The organism is Thioalkalivibrio sp. ALE22 (assembly GCF_000381445.1).
Taxonomy (GTDB): domain Bacteria; phylum Pseudomonadota; class Gammaproteobacteria; order Ectothiorhodospirales; family Ectothiorhodospiraceae; genus Thioalkalivibrio.
Map to the genome: position 1 here is coordinate 17,823 of NZ_KB906505.1, position 20,126 is coordinate 37,948.

General features: G+C 68.3%; 15 protein-coding genes. 12 read left to right on the forward strand and 3 right to left on the reverse strand.

What is annotated here, in order from left to right; translation table 11 throughout:
* Window positions 1–298 precede the first annotated feature (298 nt).
* The 3 genes from F793_RS0108155 to F793_RS0108165 all read left to right on the forward strand — a co-directional run bounded on the left by F793_RS0108155 (window position 299) and on the right by F793_RS0108165 (window position 2,916).
* Window positions 299–1,333 carry a glycosyltransferase family 4 protein gene (locus tag F793_RS0108155; RefSeq protein WP_018882276.1) on the forward strand — a complete coding sequence of 345 codons (1,035 nt, stop codon included), beginning with the start codon at window positions 299–301 and terminating at the stop codon, window positions 1,331–1,333.
* Window positions 1,330–2,151 (forward strand): hypothetical protein, encoded by an 822-nt coding sequence (locus F793_RS0108160; RefSeq protein WP_018882277.1) that lies wholly within the window; start codon window positions 1,330–1,332, stop codon window positions 2,149–2,151. The genes F793_RS0108155 and F793_RS0108160 overlap by 4 nt, the downstream gene beginning before the upstream one ends.
* A gap of 96 nt (window positions 2,152–2,247) precedes the next feature.
* Complete coding sequence (locus tag F793_RS0108165) at window positions 2,248–2,916, forward strand: hypothetical protein (protein ID WP_018882278.1); 669 nt, start codon at window positions 2,248–2,250, stop codon at window positions 2,914–2,916.
* A 103-nt stretch (window positions 2,917–3,019) separates the two neighbouring features.
* Here the strand turns inward: F793_RS0108165 and F793_RS0108170 are convergent, their stop codons facing one another.
* Entirely contained in the window at window positions 3,020–4,411 is a 1,392-nt protein-coding gene (locus F793_RS0108170) for a sigma-54-dependent Fis family transcriptional regulator (protein ID WP_018882279.1), read from the reverse strand.
* 430 nt (window positions 4,412–4,841) lie between these two features.
* Here F793_RS0108170 and F793_RS0108175 point away from each other — a divergent pair, with 430 nt between their 5' ends.
* The 9 genes from F793_RS0108175 to F793_RS0108220 all read left to right on the forward strand — a co-directional run bounded on the left by F793_RS0108175 (window position 4,842) and on the right by F793_RS0108220 (window position 16,569).
* A complete protein-coding gene (locus F793_RS0108175) occupies window positions 4,842–6,050 on the forward strand; it encodes an efflux RND transporter periplasmic adaptor subunit (RefSeq protein ID WP_018866459.1) in 1,209 nt (402 codons plus the stop codon).
* Window positions 6,051–6,178: 128 nt separating this feature from the next.
* A complete protein-coding gene (locus tag F793_RS0108180; RefSeq protein ID WP_018866460.1) occupies window positions 6,179–10,453 on the forward strand; it encodes an efflux RND transporter permease subunit in 4,275 nt (1,424 codons plus the stop codon).
* Window positions 10,454–10,484: 31 nt separating this feature from the next.
* The gene (locus tag F793_RS0108185; RefSeq protein WP_018866461.1) at window positions 10,485–11,192 is read left to right on the forward strand and encodes a sulfur globule family protein; all 708 of its coding nucleotides are present in this window, start codon (window positions 10,485–10,487) and stop codon (window positions 11,190–11,192) included.
* 596 nt (window positions 11,193–11,788) lie between these two features.
* Window positions 11,789–12,220, forward strand: coding sequence for a sulfur globule family protein (locus tag F793_RS0108190; RefSeq protein WP_018866462.1), 432 nt, complete (start codon window positions 11,789–11,791; stop codon window positions 12,218–12,220).
* A gap of 110 nt (window positions 12,221–12,330) precedes the next feature.
* On the forward strand, window positions 12,331–12,975 hold the full coding sequence (locus F793_RS0108195; protein ID WP_018882280.1) for a ParA family protein: 645 nt from the start codon (window positions 12,331–12,333) through the stop codon (window positions 12,973–12,975).
* 54 nt (window positions 12,976–13,029) lie between these two features.
* Window positions 13,030–13,617: a DUF302 domain-containing protein gene (locus tag F793_RS0108200; protein ID WP_018866464.1), complete on the forward strand. Its 588-nt coding sequence runs from the start codon at window positions 13,030–13,032 to the stop codon at window positions 13,615–13,617.
* Between the two features lie 42 nt (window positions 13,618–13,659).
* A complete protein-coding gene (locus F793_RS0108205) occupies window positions 13,660–14,181 on the forward strand; it encodes a hypothetical protein (RefSeq protein ID WP_018866465.1) in 522 nt (173 codons plus the stop codon).
* 27 nt (window positions 14,182–14,208) lie between these two features.
* A complete protein-coding gene (locus F793_RS0108210) occupies window positions 14,209–15,774 on the forward strand; it encodes a dynamin family protein (RefSeq protein ID WP_018882281.1) in 1,566 nt (521 codons plus the stop codon).
* A gap of 324 nt (window positions 15,775–16,098) precedes the next feature.
* The gene (locus F793_RS0108220; protein ID WP_017941517.1) at window positions 16,099–16,569 is read left to right on the forward strand and encodes a DsrE/DsrF/DrsH-like family protein; all 471 of its coding nucleotides are present in this window, start codon (window positions 16,099–16,101) and stop codon (window positions 16,567–16,569) included.
* A gap of 268 nt (window positions 16,570–16,837) precedes the next feature.
* Here F793_RS0108220 and F793_RS0108225 read toward each other — a convergent pair whose 3' ends face one another.
* The gene (locus F793_RS0108225) at window positions 16,838–18,640 is read right to left on the reverse strand and encodes a long-chain fatty acid--CoA ligase (RefSeq protein ID WP_018882282.1); all 1,803 of its coding nucleotides are present in this window, start codon (window positions 18,638–18,640) and stop codon (window positions 16,838–16,840) included.
* A gap of 374 nt (window positions 18,641–19,014) precedes the next feature.
* Window positions 19,015–20,118 (reverse strand): nickel/cobalt transporter, encoded by a 1,104-nt coding sequence (locus tag F793_RS0108230; RefSeq protein WP_051074727.1) that lies wholly within the window; start codon window positions 20,116–20,118, stop codon window positions 19,015–19,017.
* Window positions 20,119–20,126 lie beyond the last annotated feature (8 nt).

Sequence of the window (20,126 nt, forward strand, 5' to 3'; positions counted from 1 at the left end):
ACTGATTAATGTGCACGCTCGCGTTGGTACCCCAGGTTTTCCGAGACAAGGCGCGGTGCGCAGCCGGTAGTGGTTCTACCGGCAAGCGTCGCAACGCAGGATCGGGGAATCTGGGGTACCAACCCCACAAGGCAGTAAAAGCGGGGGCTCGGCCGCCCGTTGCTATCAAAAACGGGCGCGCGCACAGCGTTGCGGCTCCCTTGTGCAGAATGACTGCACGGCGGTCACCGCGCATTAAACGCACACAAAAGCGACTCGAGCGCGAGCGGGCACATTGATCAGTGTTTCCCTAGCGTTCGTGGTCCCGGGGGCGCTGGATCAGCGCACAGGGGGCTATCGCTACGACGCGCGCATGGTCGCGGGTCTGCGGGCGCGAGGCTGGCGGGTCGCGGTCCACGAACTGGACGGTTGCTTCCCGGGGCCGGATCCCGAGGCCGCGGCGGCGCTGGATACCGCGCTTGCGGGCATTCCCGATGCCGGGGGCGTACTGCTGGACGGGCTGGCGGCGGGGGCCTTTCCCGAGGTGCTGGCCCGACATGCCGCGCGCTTGCGCCTGATCTACCTGCTGCATCATCCGCTGGGGTTGGAGACCGGCCTGGCGCCGGCGCGGTCGGAGGACCTGCTCGCGCGGGAGCGCGCTGCCCTCGGGCATGTCCAGGGTGTGGTCGCGACCAGTGCCTTTACCGCCGCGCAGGTGGCCGCCTGGGGCATGCCCCGGAAGCGGCTGCAGGCAATCCCGCCCGGCGTCGAGCCGCGCCCGCCCGCCACCGGTCCGGCGCCCGGCGCGTCGCCACTGTTGCTCTGCGTGGGGACGGTGGTCCCGCGCAAGGGGCAGCTGGAACTGGTGCAGGCCCTGGCCCGGCTCGACGCCGAGAACTGGCGGGTGGTGCTGGTGGGTGCGCGCGATCGGGATGCGGCGTATGCCCGGCGGGTGGAGACGGCGATCGCGGCGGCCGGGCTGGAGGGTCGCATCGAATGGGCCGGCGAGTGCGACGATGCGATGCTGGAGGGCTGGTACGCGCAGGCGTCGGTGTTCGTCCTGCCCAGTGTCTACGAGGGTTTTGGCATGGCCTACACCGAGGCCATGGCCCGGGGACTTCCGGTGATCGGGACCACTGGTGGTGCGATCCCGGGGACCGTCCCCGAGGCGGCCGGACGTCTGGTGCCGCCGGGCGATAGCGAGGCGCTGGCTGGGGCCATCGAGGGATTGTTGCGCGACCCGCGGGGGCGCGAACGGATGGGCCAGGAGGCGCGCGCGGCCATGACGGAACGACCGGACTGGGACGGTGCGGTGGCCGCGCTGGAGCGAACGCTGGAGGACTGGCTGCGATGACCGAGACCTTCGACGCCGACTGGCTCGCCCTGCGCGAACCCGTGGATCACGCGGCGCGCCCGGACGCGCTGGTTGCGACACTGGGCGCGGTACTGGCCGGCCGGATGACGGGGGGTGCCCTGAGGGCCACCGATCTCGGCAGCGGGACCGGCTCCAACCTGCGCTATCTCGCGCCCCGGCTGCCGACCCCGCAACACTGGCGGCTGGTGGATCACGATAAGGGGTTGCTGCAGCGCGCGGCGGCCCCGGGCCCCGGGGTCGCGCTCGAGCGGCGGGTGACCGATCTGGCGGCGGGTCCGGCGGCGGCGCTCGCGGGGGACGAGACGCTGGTGACGGGGGCGGCGTTGCTGGATCTGGTGTCCGAAGCCTGGCTTGCCCGGCTGCTGGAGGGCTGTGCCCGCCAGGGGACGGCGGTCCTGTTCGCGCTGAGCTATGACGGGCGGATCCGCTGGTCAGATCCGCAGCCCCTGGATGCCGAGCTGGGGGATGCGGTGAATCGGCATCAGCGTTCGGACAAGGGCCTGGGGCCGGCGCTGGGCCCGACGGCCGCGTCGGTCTGCGCGGCCCGGCTCGAGGCGCACGGGTATCGCGTGGAAACGCGCGCGAGCGACTGGCGCCTGGATGCCGGGCAGGCGAAGCTGGGGGCGGCCCTGATCGACGGCTGGGTGGATGCGGCCTGCGAGGTCGTGCCGCACCGCGCGGCCGCGTTGCGGGCCTGGGGCGAGTCGCGGGCGCGTGCCCTTGCCCGGGGCGAGGTCGAGCTGGTGGTCGGTCACCAGGACGTGCTGGGATTGCCGCCGGCTTGGGCGCGCGGGTGAATCGCGGGGTTCGGCAGGAAATCCCGGTACCCGTTTCGCTGGACGTTGAACCCGTGCAGGATAGAATCGGACGGGGATAACCGGAAAAGGTGAGGCATGGAACAGGCAGATAAAAAGCAGAGAAGTTTCCTGAGTCGCTGGTGGATCCTGATCGTGATCGTGCTGTGGCTGATCGCCTGGTCGGCGCGGGACGTGCTGGCGCCCAGCGTGGAGGCGGTGCCGGAGGACGAAGACGTCGAGGCCGTGGCCGTGGCGGAGGATGACCCGGCGGCCGAGGCGCGCACGCCCGCGAGCCCGCCGCGCGAGGGCCGCCTGTCGGAGGGCGATATGGACCCGATGACCGGCGAGGCCTACGAGCGCGACGACGACACCGGCATGCATCGGCCGATTCCGGACCCGCGGGAGCAGCCGCGCACCACGGCCGACGGCGAGCCGGTGAGCGAGGAGCAGGTCGCGCGCCAGGTGCAGGAGGCGCTGGAGAACGGTCGCGCCGCGTACTGGAGTGACGGGCCGGAGGCCGCGGCCGCTGTCCTGCGGACCGCGCTGGCGGACATTCCGGCGACGGCCGCTCAGCGTGCCGACCTCTACGGCGAGCTGGGCAACGCCCTCTATGCTGCGGGGGATGCCCGCGGGGCCATGCGGGCCTGGGACAGCGCCCTGGACCTGCTGCCCGCCGGCGAGCGACGCGTGATGGTCGAGCGCCTGGCGCCGGTGTATGACCGTCACCACCGGGACGGGGCGCGTCACCTGCGCCAGTTCCGGTAGTAGCGATCCCGGGCCGCCGTGCCCGGGCGATCAAAAAGGCCCCGGAGATGCACATCTCCGGGGCCTTTTGTCGTGTGGAGGCGCCGCGTCCGGCTGGTGCTCCTCAAACCAACTGGTAGCGGTGCAGCTTGCGCCACAGGGTACTGCGATCCATGCCGAGGGCGCGCGCGGTCTGCGAGCGGTTGCCGGCATGGGCCACCAGCGCCTCGCGCAGGCGCCGCGCCTCGGGATGTTCGCTGGCCTGGGTGCCATTGGCGCCAAGACTATTCGGCTCGGCACTGGCGGTGCGGCCGTCGTCATGCCCGTTGGTACGCGGGGCATGGATCGTGTCGCCCATGTCTGCATCCACCCGGATCGGCTGGGGCAGGGGGAAGTCGTCGACCTGGCCATCCCGGGCGTGCAGGGTCAGGCATTCGAAGACGTTCTCCAGTTCGCGGAAGTTGCCCGGCCAGGGGTGTTCCTGCAGCTTTTCCTTCAGATGGGGCGCGATGCGGATGCCGTGATGCACCTCGTAGGCCTGCAGCGTGGCCGCGAGATCGCGGGGACGATCGCGCAGCGGCGGGATGTCCACCGTCGCGACGGCCAGTCGGTAGAAGAGGTCGGTGCGGAATTCGCCGGCCTCCACCTGGCTGCGCAGATCCTGGTTCGACGCGGCGAGAATGCGCACGTCCACCTGCCGGGTGGTGTTCTCCCCCACGCGTTCGAAGGCGCCGTCCTGTACGGCGCGCAGCAGCTTGGCCTGCAGCCGCTGACTCATCTCCCCGATCTCGTCGAGAAACAGCGTGCCGCCGTCGGCGGACTCGAAGCGCCCGATGCGGTCACTGACCGCCCCGGAGAAGGCACCCCGGGTATGACCGAAGAGCTCGGATTCGAGCAGTTCCTCGGGGATCGCCGCGCAGTTGATCTCCACAAACGGCGCCTCGGCGCGGCGGCTGGCCTGGTGGATGGCGCGGGCCAGGCGGGTCTTGCCGGTGCCGGATTCGCCCAGCAGCATCACGCGCACATCGCTGGCGGCGACCCGCCGCGCGAACTGCAGGGTGGGGCGGCAATGGGCGTCATGAGAGTGGAAGTGGCTGTCATCGAGTCCGTCCCGACCATCCTCGCTCACGGTCTCCACCGAGGTGGTGCGCCGGCGCTGCGGCTGCAGGGTGATCAGGCGCAGCGCGCGGGCGTCGTCGTTCAGGCGCAGGGGCTGGCTGATGACCTCCAGTGGCAGGGTCTCGTCCTCCAGTTCGGCCATCAGCGAGAAGTGCAGGGCGTGCGGGGTGCGGTTGGCGTCGGCGTCGTCGTCGCCGGCGGCGACGGCGGCCTCTTTCAGATGTGCCTCGAGATTCAGCGACCCGAGCTGGTCCAGGGTCAGGGGGGTATCCGGGGGGATTTGCAGGGTCTGGTGAAAGGCCGGGTTGGCGAACAGGACCCGGCCCCGGGTATCGCTGATGAGGTGTGGATCCCGACTGTGTCGGATGCAGATCTCGGCCAGTTCGGTTGTGGTCATCCCGCCTCCTTTTTCTTGTTGGAGGGGCCGGCGGCAGCGGGACGGTGTTGCAACACCCGGGGCCTCCTGCAACACCCGGGAATCCCCCGTTTCGCCAATCCCTGTCTCGGTTATAGCGCGAAACGGGGGTGTTGCAACAGGTATGCCCTGAATATCAGTAAATCAGAATCAAGTGATTGATTTATAAGAATGTCACAATACTGGCATATACGTTGCTTGTAGTTGGGCATGAGTTCTTCTACATACTGGGATATGGATACCCGCTTCGGTGGTCATCCGGCTGACACCGGTCGCCGGACCAGGCTCGTTGCCGTTTCCCCCGGCAGTCGGTCGGCTGCGGCCCATCGTTTGCCCGGGCCCCGGCGCGTGCAGGCGCGCAGGCCCGGTACCCCCTCTCTCATCGCGGCATTCGGCGCGAGGTAGGACGATCATGATTGCTCGAGTCTCCCGACGCCTTCTGGCTCGGACCCTGCTGGGTGCGGCACTGGCACTGCCTCTGTGGGGCCTGTCGGTGGTGCATGCCTCCGGCCCCGTCCTCACGGTGGAGCCGGATCAGGCGGCCACCCAGTCGGTCAGTGGCACGGTGATTCCCTTCCGCGAGGTCACGCTGACGGCGCAATCCTCCGGGCGCGTGGTCGACGTAGCCGGTGCCGAGGGCGACCGTTTCGAACAGGGAGCCGTGCTGGTGGCGATCAGCGATGACCGGCTGCGCGCCCAGCGCCAGGCGGCCGAGGCCGAGATGCGTACCGCCGAGGCTGCGATCCGCGAGGCCCAGATGCAGTACGGCCGCGAGATGATTTCGCCGCAGTCGCGCAACATCGGGCAGATGCCCGGCATGGGCGTGCCATCGATGTTCGACCAGATGTTTACCCAGCCGATGGGCCAGTTCATGGGTATGGGCGACCCCGCGCTGGACCGACGCACGGATCTCTACTCCCGCTACATCGGCGTGGACCAGGCCCAGGCGCGCTGGGAACAGGCCCGGGCCCGCGTGGCCGAGCTGGACGCCGCCATTCGCGACACCCGCTCCGAGGCCCCCTTTGACGGCCTGGTGATGCACAAGCACGTCGAAGAAGGCGACACCGTGCAGCCCGGGCAGCCGCTCGTCAGCTTCGGCCATGTCGAGTTCCTGCGCATCGAGGCCCAGGTGCCGGTGCGGCTGGTAAGCAGCCTGCAGGAAGACGACTACGTGCAGGTGCGGCTGGATACCGGCGACGAGGTGGAGGCCCGGGTCGCCCGGATCTTCCCCCTGGCCGATCCCCAGCGCCATACCGTGACCGTCAAGTTCGATCTGCCCCAGGGCGTGCGCGGCGGGCCGGGCATGCATGCGGCGGTGCATCTGCCGCAGGCCGGTACGCCGGGCAACCGCGTGGTGATCCCGCGTTCCGCCCTGATCCCGGGGGGCGCCTTGCCGCGTGTGGCCGTGCTGGACGGCGAGGGCCATGTGCGGGTGCGCATGGTGCGTCTTGGGGGGTCGCGCGGGGACCAGGTGGTAGTGACCTCCGGGCTGGAGCCGGGCATGCAGATTCTCGCGCGGCCGGATGCCGGCGTGCGCTCCGGCCAGCCGGTCGGTGGACGCTCTCCGGATGCGGGCGCCGGGCGCCGCGGGGGTGACGCCGATCCCTGGAGCCGCATGTAGGGACGCCTCTCCGGCCCAAAACCGGATTCACAGCACCGGCAGGCGCCCCTGGCAGGCGCACCGGTGGCAAGGCGCCGCCCCTGGCGGTGCCCGGGACGCCAGACCGACAACAGGACCGTTCAAGCTCGATGGCCGAAGACGACAGACAATCCGAGACCGGTTTCCGGCAGAAGCACGGCGACCCCGGCATTGCCGGGCGCATGGCGGCGGCGTTTATCCATTCGCCGCTGTCGCCGCTGCTGCTGCTGGCCAGTATCGCGATCGGCATCCTCGGCCTGATGGTGACGCCGCGCCAGGAGGATCCGCAGATCTCCGTGCCGATGGTGGACATCATGGTGTCCTACCCGGGCGTGCCGTCGGAGCAGGTGGCGAGCCTGGCGGCAAGGCCGCTGGAGCGGCTGATGAGCGAGCTCTCCGGTGTCGACAACGTCTACTCCGTATCGCATCGCGGCGAGGCGATGGTGACCGTGCAGTTCGATGTAGGCGAGGACATGGAGTCCTCGATCGTCAAGGTGCACGACAAGCTGTTTGCCAATCGTGACCTGATGCCGCCGGGTGTGAGCGAGCCGATGGTCAAGGCCAAGGGCGCGGATGATGTGCCGGTGGTGAACCTGACTTTCTGGTCGCACGAGGTGGATGATGCCCTGCTGCGCCAAATCGCGCTGGATGCGCAGCAACAGCTGAACGAGGTCCCCGATACCAGTCAGAGCTTCGTGGTCAGCGGGCGCGAGGAGCGCCTGCGCATCGAGGTGCAGCCGGAGCGCCTGGCCGGGTTCGATGTCAGTCTGGACCAGATCGCACAGGCCGTGCAGTCCGCGAACGTCGAGGGCGCCGCCGGACGCATCGAGAGCGATGGCCTGAGCACCGCGGTGTACACCGGGCGGTTCTTTACCGGGGCGGCGGATCTGGAGCAGCTGCTGGTGGCGGTCAGTGACGGTCAGCCGGTGTATCTGCGTGACGTGGCGGAGGTGACCTACGGACCGGGCGAGGTGGACCGCTTCGTGCGGCACTACTCCGGGCCGGCCGCCGTGGATCCGGACGCGGCGCCGGAGGGCGCGGCGGCGGTGACCCTGGCGATCGCCAAGAAGCCCGGCAGCAACGGCGTGACCGTGGCCAACAATGTCCTCGAACGTCTCGAACGCCTGAAGGGCAGTGTGATCCCGGACAACGTCGAGGTCGCGGTCTCGCGCGACTACGGCAAGACCGCCAACGAGAAGGTCAACGAACTGATCTTCAAGCTGTTCATCGCGACCTTCGCGGTGACCATCCTGGTCGGGCTGTTCCTCGGGATCCGCGCCGCGCTGGTGGTGCTGATCGTGATTCCGGTGGTGATCCTGTTCACCGTGTTCAGCGCCTGGGTCCTGGGCTATACCATCGATCGCGTCAGCCTGTTCGCGCTGATCTTCTCCATCGGCATCCTGGTGGACGACGCCATCGTGGTGGTGGAGAACATCTACCGACGCTGGCTGATGAAGCGCGGCATCGATACCGAGACCTCGGTAGATGCGGTGCGCGAGGTCGGCAATCCGACCATCCTGGCCACCTTCACCGTGATCGCGGCGCTGCTGCCGATGGGCTTCGTCTCCGGGATGATGGGCCCGTACATGCAGCCGATCCCGGTGCTGGGTTCCGTGGCCATGCTGTTCTCGCTGGTCGCGGCCTTTGTCTTTACCCCGTGGCTGACCCAGCGCCTGCGCCCCAGCATGGCCTACCTCGAAAAGGCCACCGACAAGGAACACCGCCAGGCCGAGAAGCTGGGTCGGTTCTATCGCACGGCGATCCCGGGACTGGCGGATAACCCCGTGCGCGGCTATGCCTTCCTGATCGGCGTGATCGTGATCTTCTTCCTGATGGTCAGCCTGTTCATGACCACCGATGTGCGCGTGAAGATGCTGCCGCTGGACAACAAGCCCGAGTTCCAGGTGGTGGTGAACTTCCCCGAGGGCACCGCCCTGACCGAGACCGCCACCCTGAGCCACGACATGGCACAGGTGCTGCGCGAGATGGACGAGGTGGTGGGCCTGCAGTCGTATGTTGGCACCGCGTCGCCGTTCAATTTCAACGGCCTGGTGCGCCACTACTACCTGCGCGACGAACCCTGGCAGGGGGATATCCAGGTGCAGCTGGTGGACAAGGGCGACCGCGGCCGCACCTCGCACGAGATCGCCACCGAGGCCCGCGAACGCCTGACCCCGCTGGCTCGCGCCGCCGGTGCGCGTATCCAGGTGGTCGAGATGCCGCCGGGCCCGCCGGTGCTGCAGTCGGTGGTGGCCGAGGTCTACGGCCCCGACGCGGCAACCCGCCGTGCGGTCGCCCGTGATCTGGAAGGCATGTTCGCCAATGCCGAGCACGTAGCGGACGTGGACAGCTTCCTGCAGGCGCCGCACGACGTCTGGCACTTTGATGTGGATCGTGACAAGGCCCTGCGCCGCGGCGTGACCGTCGAGACCATCAACCGCACCCTGGAGACCGCGATCGGCGGACAGATCCTGGGCGACGTGAAGGCGCAGTCGCTGGTTGAGCCGCACCTGATCGAGATGCGCCTGCCGATGGCCACGCGCAACGACATCCGGCAGCTGGAAATGCTGCCCGTGTTTACCCGGCAGGGCGGGTCCATCCCGCTGGCCGAGCTCGGCGAGTTTGTCCAGCGCCCGCAGGACGAGCCGATCTACCACAAGAACCTGCGTCCGGTGGAGTACGTGACCGGCGAGGTGGTCGGCCGCCTGGCCGCGCCGGTGTACGGGATGCTGGAGGTCCAGGAGCAGCTGGAGGACTACCGGCTTCCGGATGGCAGCCAGGTGCAGCCGCACTGGCTGGGACCGCCGCCGAATGACGATTCCACCGCGTTCGAGTGGGCCGGCGAGTGGACGGTGACCTACGAGACCTTCCGCGACATGGGCATCGCCTTCGCGATCGCGCTGATCCTGATCTACATGCTGGTGGTCTGGGAGTTCGGCAACTTCGTGCTGCCGGGCATCATCATGGCCCCGATCCCGCTGACCCTGATCGGGATCATCCCCGGCCACTGGCTGATGAACGCCGAGTTCACCGCGACCTCGATGATCGGCTTCATCGCACTCGCGGGCATCATCGTCCGAAACTCGATACTGCTGGTGGACTTCGGCCGCCAGGCGGTGGACGAGGGCCACGACGTGCGCGACGCGATGATCCTGGCCTGTCAGGCGCGTACCCGCCCGATCATTATCACCGCGCTGGCCCTGCTGGCCGGTTCCAGCGTGATCCTGTTCGATCCGATCTTCCAGGGCATGGCGATCTCGCTGATGTTCGGCACCGTGGTGGCCACCCTGCTGACCCTGCTGGTAATCCCGCTGGGCTGCATCTCCGGGCGCCGCGCCTTCTGCCCGACCAGCCTGGACGAAAACGGCGAGGCGGCTGCGGTGTGCGCGAACGGTAATGGCCACGGCAACGGCCATGGCGGCGGGGCGGCCCCGGCTCCGGGCGCGACCGCCGGCGCCGCGGGCAACGACCTCTTCGGCCCGCGCGAGGGCGGGCCGGTGACCCAGGCGGTGCAGTATGCCGGCCTGTACCTCAAGTGCCTGGCCCTGGCCTTCCTCGAGGGCCTGCGCGATCTCGCGTTCGCCCTGTGGCGCCTGATCCGGTCCTTGCTGGAGCGCCGTCGCGACGGTGGCGGCGGGCCGGGCGGCCCGTCGGGCGGCGGCTCCACCCCGGGCTTCGGTAGCGGTCCGGCGAGTGGCGGGCCGTCGGACACGGGCTCCGGCCCGGCTGCGGGCAAGGCGCAGGACCGCCAATCGGCCGGTCCCGCGGATTCGGAGCCGGTCGCGCAGGCACCCCAACCGGCGGGTCGCCCGGAAGAGCCGGAGCCCGCCGCCGAGCCTTGGGGCACGGCGACCCCGCCGGCGGCCACCGACAACGCGGATGTGAAGGCCGAGGACGCGGCGCCTCCAAAGAAAGCGAAGTCCCGCGCCGGCGGGGCATCCCGCGCGGCGTCGGCGAAGGCGACGTCCGCGTCCGGCGCCACGGAATCGCGGTCTGCGAAGGGCGGCTCCAGCCGCGCGGCCGGCGCGGCCGGGAGCGGTGCCGCGGGTACGAAGACCGCGAAGAAGGCGTCCAGTGGCACGACAAAGACAAAGACAAAGGCCAAGACGCAGTCCCAGGCCAGGACGACTAGCGGCGGCGCGGGTAGCCAGAGCAAAGGGCGTGCGAGCACGTCCGGCCAGGCCGCCAGCGGACCCAAATCAAGTGGTGGCGCGGCGAACAAGCGCACGGCGCCGGCGTCCAACAAGAAGACCGGCGGAACCGCCAAATCCGCCTCGACCAGTAGCAAGACCGGCCGCAAGGAGAGCGGCACCACTCCCAAGGGGGGTGGCAAGTCGGGTACGCCCGGCAAGGGCCGCGCCCGGCGCGGGATTCGACTCAAATGATCACGCAAGCAAGACCTCAAGGAGGTTCCCGATGAAGAAGCGATTCAACACCCGAACGATCGGTACCACGCTGGCCAGCGCCGCTGTGGCATCCGTGCTGGCCCTGGGTGTGGCCCAGGCCGACGAGCAGCAGGGCTACGGCCAGGGTCCGGCGATGGGCCAGCAGGGTCCGGTGCCCGGTCCCTACGGTCACGCCCCCTATGGCCAGGGCATGGGCATGCATCCCGGCGGCGGGATGATGCAGCAACGCGAAGGCTCCGGTGACTTCAGCTTCGGCATGTCCGGGCGAGGCCATGGCCAGGGCTATGGCCGTGGCCATGGCGACGGGTACGGGCAGGGTTATGGGCGTGGCCATCAGGGTTACGGCCCCGGGTATGGCTACGGCCCCGGGTACGGCCAGGGCTACGGTCCCGGCCCGCAGCAGGGCGGCTTCGGCCATCCCGGGATGATGCAGCCGGGCTACGGCATGCAGCAGCGCCCGGGCTACGGCCAGATGCCGGAATTCGATCCGGACAACCTGCCGGAAGACATGCCGGAAGAGATGCGCGAGCGCATCCAGGCGCAGCATGCCGAGCGCCAGGAACGCATGGAAGAGATGCAGGCCATGCGCGAGGCACGCCAGAAGGCGATGGAGGCCGGCCGTGCCGCGTATGAAGAAGAGATGGAGCGCCAGCGCGAGCAACGCATGGAGATGATGCGCGAGCGTCGTGAAGCCATGGAAGAAGGCGGCGGCTACTGATCCGCGGATCAGTCATCGCAGATCGACGGGCACGCAGGCCCGTCGTAGTGGAAGCCAGACGGAGGCGGTTCGCCATGCAGGGCAGGCAGTCCGGTCAATCGAAACGCACGCGAGTCAGCACGATCCCGATGCTCGGGGTCGTGCTGGCTGCGGGGTTCCTTTTGCCGGTCGCCGACCTGGCGGCGAGTGATCGCCACAACCCCTGGGCCTCCGGTTCGCCGGAGGTACAGCGCTCGGCCCCGGAACGCCCGCGCGGGCGCTTCCCGGACCGCGACTACGACCCGTCCCGACGGGCCGAATCGCGGGAGGCGCCGGGCCCGCCGCCGCATGCTCCGGGGTACCGGGGCTACGGGCCGCAAGGTCCTTACTGGGCGCCGGGTTCTCCGTCGTTCCACCCCCCTGGCGGGATGCCAGGAGGGTATCCATACGGATATCCGGGTTCGCCCGGGTATCCGGGAATGGGCGGGCCGTTTTCGGCCTTCCCCTGGGGGATGGGCGGTTTTCCGTTCCCCTGACCGGTAAGGCGCGTATTCGGGAAGCCCTCCCCGCGTGCGCGCATTCAAATTGAGGGCATGACTCCTTCAGGAGGTAGCACCATGAACAAGTTCGTCAAGGCAGCAGTTCTCGCCGTTTCCCTGGGTGGCCTGGCCGCCCCGATGATGGCCTCCGCCCAGTGGGGCGGCCCGGGTTACGGGTACGGTCCCGGCCATTACGGCCCCGGCTACGGCTATGGCCCCAGCATGCCCTTCTTCGGTGGCCCGGGCTATGGCCGCGGCCACGGTATGGGCGACATGATGAGCGACATGATGGGCGGGGGTGATTTCGACTTCTCCGCTCGCGGTCGCGGCCATGGCCACGGGTATGGTCACGGTTACGGCGACGGCTACGGCCGCGGTTATGGCCATGGATACGGCCATCCGGGTTACGGCTACGGTCCTGGCTATGGCTATGGTCCGGGCTACGGTCCGCAGGGCTGGGGTCCGCAGGGTCAGATGCCCCAGCAACAGCAGCAGGGTCAGGGCAACTAAGTCCATCCCGCTGTTCGGGCCTGCCCGTTTCGGGCAGGCCCTTTTTCCGGAGTGTTGCGGATTGACGGGCTGCACGCAGCCGTCAATCCGCAATGTTCCAAGGAGACGCCATGCAGACCGTCGTCGCCAATCTCAAGGGCGGTACCGGCAAGAGTACCGTGGCCTTCAATCTGGCCCTGTGGCTGCTGGAGGGGCGCCGCCGGGCCCTGACCGTGGACCTGGATCCCCAGCGCACCCTCAGCGACGTGCTGGAGGTGCGGCGGGAGGAGGGCTATGAACCGGCGCTGGATGCGGTGGAGGGCCTAGACGCGGCGCGTGTCCGCGCCGGTGAGTACGACGAGGTGCTGATCGATGTCGGCGCGTCGGACATGGCCTCGCTGATGGCGGCGGTGGAAGGGGCGGACCGCGTGCTGATCCCGGTGCCCCCCAGTCAGGCGGATGTCTGGTCAACGCATCGCTTTGTGCAAAGGATTCAGGAGCAGCGTGGATCCGGCGAACGCCCGGAGATCCTGGCGTTCATCAACCGCGCGGACACGCATCAGGCCGTGCGCGAGACCGACGAGACCTTTGATGCGCTGCGGCAGATCGACGGCGTGCGCCTGCTGAAGCCGCGGTTGAAGCAGCGCATGGCATTCCGGCGCTCGTTCAGTGAGGGGCTGTCGGTGCGCGAGCTGGAGCCCCGCGGCAAGGCCGCCGCCGAGCTGGATGCCCTGGCGGTGGCGCTGTTCGGGCGGCGGCGCCGCAAAAAACAATAACGATTCGCGCCCGGGGCTGCCGGGCTGCGGACGCGATGGAAGGAGGAGAGCTTCATGCGTTTCATCCGCAATGCACTGGTCGTGATCGGGCTCCTGGCGCTGATCGGCGTGGGGTATGCCATCTTCGCCTTCGAGCCCTACCTGAGCCAGGCGCGGTCCCTGGACGCCCAGGCGCCCAAGGTCTATTCGCAGATGGCCCGGACGGTACTGGAGACGGGCGATGCCGCGGAGGCCATGGTCTACAAGCGCCAGGTGGACGAGGGGCTTGAAGTCGAGGACGTGGAGGATGTGCTGCGCCTGGTGGCCAACGAGCTGAATATTCGGAACGTCGGCGAGTTGCCGATGGGCGAGGAGGTCCGCAGCGTGACCGGCGAGGACTTCCCGTTCCTGAAGATCTACATGTTCTGCGATGTGGCCATCGCCGCGCAGATGGTCCGACACAGCCCGGCGATGGCGGCCTATATGCCCTGCCGGATCGTGCTGCAGGAGGATGCCGAGGGCAATCTGTGGCTGATGACCCTGGACCTGAACCCGATGATCCACGGGGGGCGGCCGTTGCCCGAGGATCTGCACGAGCAGGCGGTGTTTGTGAAGGAATCCCTGGAGGAAATTATCGATCGCGCTGCCGTTGGCGCCTTCTGACGGGGATGGCTCCCGTTTCCATGAAACAGCAAAGGGCGTTCAATGAGTGAAGAAAGTAGCAGCGAGTTTGCAGAGGTCCGTGACGAGGCCGACAAGGCGGATGCCCGTTCCCGGCGTCTGGAACTGATCGTCTACACCGCACTGGTGGCCTTCATCGTGCTGGCCATCTACGGTTTCTGGCTGATCACCAGCCTGACCCGGGATGTGGGCCAGCTTACCCAGGAGATCACCCAGATGACTCAGGTGATGGACCGCGACATGTCCACCATCGCGGGGCATATGGCGTCGATGGACCGGCAGATGACCGACATCAACAACACCATGCGGGTGATGAACGACGAGGTCGCGGTGATCGCCGGTAATACGCAGTCGATGGACGCCAACATCGGCTCGATGACGCGCGATACCCGCGTGATGGCGGGCTCGATCACGGGCATGCAGCAGGATATGTGGAGCCTGAATCGCAATGTGGGCGGCCCCATGGGTATGATGAACATGTTCAACCCATTCACCGATCAGGGCGGTCCGGTCCGGGGTTCCCCGGGGCCGTATTACCCGCGCTGATCGCGCGTTTTGACTGACGGAGTCCGCATGTTCAATCGTCCTGGCCCTCGCGTGCGCAAGCAGCTCAAGCTGCTGAGCGACCGCCTTGCCGAAGAGAATCCGGTCCTGAAAGGCGTGGTCGATCCGTTCCGGGATCTGGACCGGGTCGGCTATGCGGCCGGCCTCCTGGATCCCACGGAGGATTCCTACGCCTTTGGCATCTCCTGGTGGCCGATGATCGCCACGCTGGGCACCTTCTCCGCCGGCAAGTCCACGTTCATCAACGAGTACGTGGGCACGACCGTACAGCGCAGCGGTTCGCAGGCAGTCGACGACAAGTTCACCGTGATCAGCTACGGCGGTAGCGAGCATGTGCAGGAACTCCCGGGGCTGGCTCTGGACGGCGATCCGCGCTTCCCGTTCTATCGGGTGTCTGACGAGATCGAGCGGATTACCGACGGCGGCGGGCGCACGGTAGACCACTTCCTGGCGATGAAGACCGCGCGCTCGGAGCGTCTGCGCGGGCGCATCATCATCGACTCCCCCGGCTTCGATGCCGACGAGCAGCGCGCGACCATCCTGCAGCTGACCGATCACATCATCGACCTGTCCGACCTGGTGCTGGTGTTCTTCGACGCCCGCCACCCGGAGCCGGGTGCGATGCGCGACACCCTGGAGCATCTGGTCAACCGTGTCGCCGAGCGCAACGATTTCACCAAGCTGGTGTTCATCCTCAACCAGATCGACACCACCTGGCGCGAGGACAACCTGGAAGAGGTCGTCTCCGCCTGGCAGCGGGCCGTGGTGCGCCAGGGCAACGCGACCGGGCGCTTCTACTGCCTGTACAACGAGAGCGCGGCGGTGGAGATCGGCGATCCGCAGGTGCGCGAGCGCTACGAGGAGAAGTCCCGCCGCGATCGCGAGGAGATCCACGCCAAGATCCAGGAGATCAGCTCCTCGCGCTCCTACCGCATCCTGGGCTCGCTGCAGGCCATCGCCGAATCCATCGAGATGGACGCCCTGCCGGCCCTGAAGAAGGCGCTGGAGAAGTGGCGCCGCCGGGTGGTGCAGTTCGATGCCGGGATGTTCGCCGTGGTCGCGGTGCTTTTGGGCCTGGTCGGGTACCAGTCGGCAGGGGGCATCGCGCCCTGGACCGACGGGAGCGTCTGGCAGGCCATGGGCGAGCGTCCGCTGATGACGGGCTTCGGGCTCGTCGTGCTGGCGATCGTGCTGGGCGGCATCCACTTCTTCAACCGCCGCTGGCTGGCACGGCGCATCGCGCGGACCCTGCCGACCGAGACCGCCGCCGGGAACTGGCGCGCGGCCTTCGAGAAAAACACGCGCCCCTGGCAGCCGATGATGGGACGGGCGCCACTGGGCCTGGGGCGCCGCATGATCAGTCGCCTGCATCAGCTGCGCGACCGCGCCGAGGCCTATATCCAGCGCCTGAATAACCAGTTCGTGGATGCCAGTCCGGTCTCGCGCCAGGGCGGACGCGCCTCGGCCACCGATACCTACAACCCGCCGCAGCCGGAGGCCCCGGCCGCGCAACCGACGCCGGGCGCGGAGCCGCCCCGCGATTACGCCGAGCCGGAGGCACCGGAGAAGCGCTAGCCGGCTCGCGCCACACCCCCAAAGCCGGCACAGGCCGGGGGGCGGCTATATTAGCCGTAGATGTTGTGCAGGAGGAGCACGATGACCATACTGGCGTGGCTCATGTTTGCGCTGGCCATGATTCTGGTCCCAATCTCGGTATGGGCCAGCATGGCGGCGCTGGGGGTTTGTGCCGGATGTGCACTGATCCGTGACTGGCGCAGGGGGCGCCAGGCGTCGGGGCAGTGAGCCGGTCGGCCCACGGGCTTTTAACCAACCGGGGACGGGTCGCGCAGGGGGCTGTGGCGGATCCGGTTCCTGATACCACTGGAGGAGAGAGTAGAAATGAGTGATCAAAAGAAGATGGCCATCATTGCCACCAAGGGCAGCCTGGACTGGGGTTATCCCCCGTTCATCCTGGCCTCCACCGCGGCTGCCCTGGGCTATGACTGCGAGGTGTTCTTCACCTTCTATGGCCTGCAACTGCTGCGCAAGAAGCTGGATCTGCAGGTGACCTCGCTGGGCAACCCGGGCATGCCCATGCCGATGCCCATGCCGGTGATGCTGCAGGCCCTGCCGGGCATGCAGAAGATGATGACCGTGATGATGAAGAAGAAGATGGCGGCGAAGGGCGTCTCTGATCTGGGCGACCTGCGCGAGCTGTGCCTGGAGGCCGAGGTGCGCATGATTGCCTGCCAGATGACGGTGGACCTGTTCGACATGGACACCAGCGAATTCATCGACGGCGTGGAATACGCCGGGGCCGCGGCGTTCTTCGAGTTCGCCGGCGAGTCCGACATCTGCCTGTTCATCTGAACCGGCGGCGCGCCTGACGCGCCCTCAAGGCCCCGCAGCGTCACGCTGCGGGGCCTTTTTCGTTTTCGGGCGCTTGGTAGGTCAAGGGCGATTCACAGGAAGGTGGGAAGATCGGAAGGGTTCAAGGATCAAGGGCGATAGCGGATGCTCGCGCGTTACCCCATCGCCACACCACGGCACGGCGGGCCCTCAATCCCAATAAACCTTCCAACCTTCCCATCTTCCTGTAAATCGCCCTTGACCTACTTCGTGAAAAGCGGGCGAGGGGTTAGTCGTGGCCGGCGTACATGGCCTCGATGGCGTCGGCGTAGTGCTGGGAGATGACCGGGCGCTTGAGCTTCATGGTCGGGGTCAGCATGCCGTTGTCCACCGACCAGGGTTCATGCACTACGTGCACGTGGCGGATCTTGGCGTAGCCGGGAAAGTCGCGCAGCTGGTATTGAATCCGCTGCAGCAGGGCGCGTTCGGCGGAGCGCGGCAGCCGCCCGGAGGCGCCGGGGTCAAGCCCCTGGTCCTCGGCGAAGGTGGTCCAGGCCTCGGGCTCGGGGACGACCAGGGCGGTCAGGAAGGCGTGGCTGTCCCCCACGACCATGACCTGGTCGAACAGGGCGTCCAGGGCGATCGCCATTTCCATGTCCGCCGGCGGGACCTTCTCGCCGTTGGTCAGCACGAGAATATCCTTGAGCCGTCCTGTGATGAAGATGTGGCCATCGTCGTCGATCTGTGCCTGGTCGCCGCTGTGCAGCCAGCGATCTTCGTCGATCGTGCTGGCGGTGGCCTCCTCGTTCTTCCAGTAGCCGAGCATCACGCAGCTGGAACGGGTGAGCAGCTCGTCCATCTCGCCGATCTTGACCTCGATGCCGGGCAGCGGCTTGCCGATGGAGGCGGGCAGGTTGTCGTCCGGGGTGTTCACGCTGACCACCGGGCTGGATTCGGTCATGCCGTAGCCGTGCAGCACCGGCAGGCCGAGACCGATGAAGAACCGGGCGATCGGCGGCGGCAGGGGCGCGCCGCCGCAGACCGCGAAGCGCAGTTTGCCGCCCAGGCGGTCCAGGACCTTGTGCGCGACGAGGCGCTCCAGCAGCGGCCACAGGAGGAAACCGGGCGACCAGGACGCGCGCCCCTGCTGGTATTCGAAGCGGCGCCAGCCGATGGCCACGGTGGCCTTGAACAACCCGCGACCCAGCGCGGATTTCTGTTTCAGGCCGGCCTGGATGCGCCCATGTACGCGTTCGTAGATGCGCGGAACCGAGATCAGCACGGTCGGCTGGACCGACATCAGGTCCTCGCCCAGCCCCTGGATGGAGCGGGCGAACGCGACCTCGGCACCGATCAGCATCGGCATGTAGTAGCCGCCGGTGCGCTCCAGCATGTGCGACAGCGGCAGGAAGGACAGGAAGCGGTCGGCATCCGACAGCGGGCCGGCAGTGGCGGAGGCGGAGGCGTTGTCGAGGATGTTGCGGTGCGACAGCATCACGCCCTTGGGCCGGCCGGTGGTGCCGGAGGTAAACACAATGGTGGCCAGGGCCAGCGGGTCGAGGTCCGGGCGGTGTACACGCTCGGGGTCGCCGCGCTCCAGCCAGGTCTCGAGGTCCATCACCCGATCGTCTTCGGGTTGGCCGTCGGTGTGGCCCAGGCAGACGATGCGCTTGAGCGAGGGCATGTTCGCGAAGTGTTCGGACAGGCGGCGACTGTGCGCGCTCTCGCCCAGCAGGAGCAGGCGCGCCTGGGTCTGGCCGATGATGTAGGCGACGTTGTCCGGGCGGTCATCGGTGTACAGCGGGACGGTGATCAGCCCCAGTTCGGTGGCAGCCTGGTCGAAGGCGACCCACTCGCGCGAGTTGCCGAGCATCAGCGCGACCCGTTCGCCGGGCTTGAAGCCCTCGCGCGCCAGCGCCCCCTGCCAGCGATCGACCATTGCGGCCATTTCACTCCAGGTCGTCTGCTTCCAGGTCTCGTCGGCGGCGCTGAAGTGACGATAGGCCGGCGCATCCGGGCTCATGGACACTCGGGTGCGGAACAGCGCGGGCAGGGTCGGGGCCTGTTCCGGGGTGATCGTGGTCGACGGCATGGCGTCCTCGCAAGCGGGGTTCGGTTGTCCCGGACGTTAGAGGACGCACGCGGGCGGGGCAAGCCCGGTGCGGTTCAGCGGATACCCAGGGATACACTGATCAATGGACACGCTCGCGTTGGCACCCCAGCGTTTCCGAGACAAGGCGTGTCGCGCAGCGGGTAGTGGTTCTACCCGCCCGTTTTTGATGACTTCGGGGCGCAACGCAGGATCGGGGAACCTGGGGTGCCAACCCCCACAAGCTATTGAAAGACGGGGCTCGGCCTCTTTTGCGCGCGCACGGCGTTGCGGCTCCCTTGTGCAGAATGACTGCACGGCAGTCACCGCGCCTTGTTCGCACGCAAAAGCGACTCGAGCGCGAGGGTGTACATGGATCAGCGAATCCCTAAGGGATGGGCCACGGGCTGGTAGGCGATGGCACCCAGCACCAGGCTGAGACCGATCAGGGCGATCACGCCGCCACCGGCCATTCCCAGGGCCGGGCCGATGTAGGTCAGCCGGCCCATGCGGGTGGAGCCCAGCCAGCGCCGGGTCCAGTCGCGTGCCGAAACGGCGAGGGTCGCCAGCACCGAGACGGTGGCGGCGGTCCCCAGGGACATCGCCAGTACGGCGGCGACGCCGGCCCAGGCCAGTCCCAAAGCGGCGGAGACCGCCATGATCAGCACGGCGCCGGAACAGGGGCGGATGCCGACCGCCAGCACGGTACCCCACCAGGTGCCGCGGTGGTTGGGGTCCACGTGGTGCGGGGTCCCGCAGCCGCAGTGGGCGTCATGTCCATGGGTGTGGCCATGCTCGTGGTCGTGTCCATGGACGGGCGCGACCCGATGCGCGCGCTGCAGCCGCCACGCGTGACGCAGGGCGCGCGCCATCAGCCACAGCCCGAGCAGCGCCACCAGGGCGAAGCTGGCGATCTCCAGGGTGCGCACCTGGCCCAGGGTATCCCGCGCCAGCCAGCCGAACAGGCCGATCAGCACGCCGACCAGTACGATGGCGGTGACGCCCTGTGCCAGCGCCGAGACGGTGGACAGCAGGATGCCGCGGCGCAGGTTCTGCGGCTGGGTCAGCAGGTAGGCGCTGATGACCGCCTTGCCGTGGCCAGGGCCGGCGGCATGGAAGATCCCGTACAGCAGGCTGACCAGGATCAGCGCCCCGGCGGTGTGTGCGGTGGGGCCGTCGCGCAGGGCGTGCAGGCCTTCGGTCAGGCTGCGGTGGAGCTGCCGCTGGGTCTGGAGCATCCAGCCGGTCAGCCGTTCCAGGGGGCCGGGCGGTTCGGCCAGCGGGGCCGGGGCGTCGAGGCGGTCCGGGGGCGGCGGCGCCGCGCGCTCGGCGGGCGCCTCGGTGGGGGCACCCAGTGGATGACCGGTCGCGGCCTGTGCGAGGCCCGGACCGCCGAACAGCAGGCACAGCGCGAGCAGCATCAGCAGGCCCGGGAGGGCGGGCTGCAGTGGGTTCCGGATTCGATGCGTTACCTGGTGCATGGCGTTAC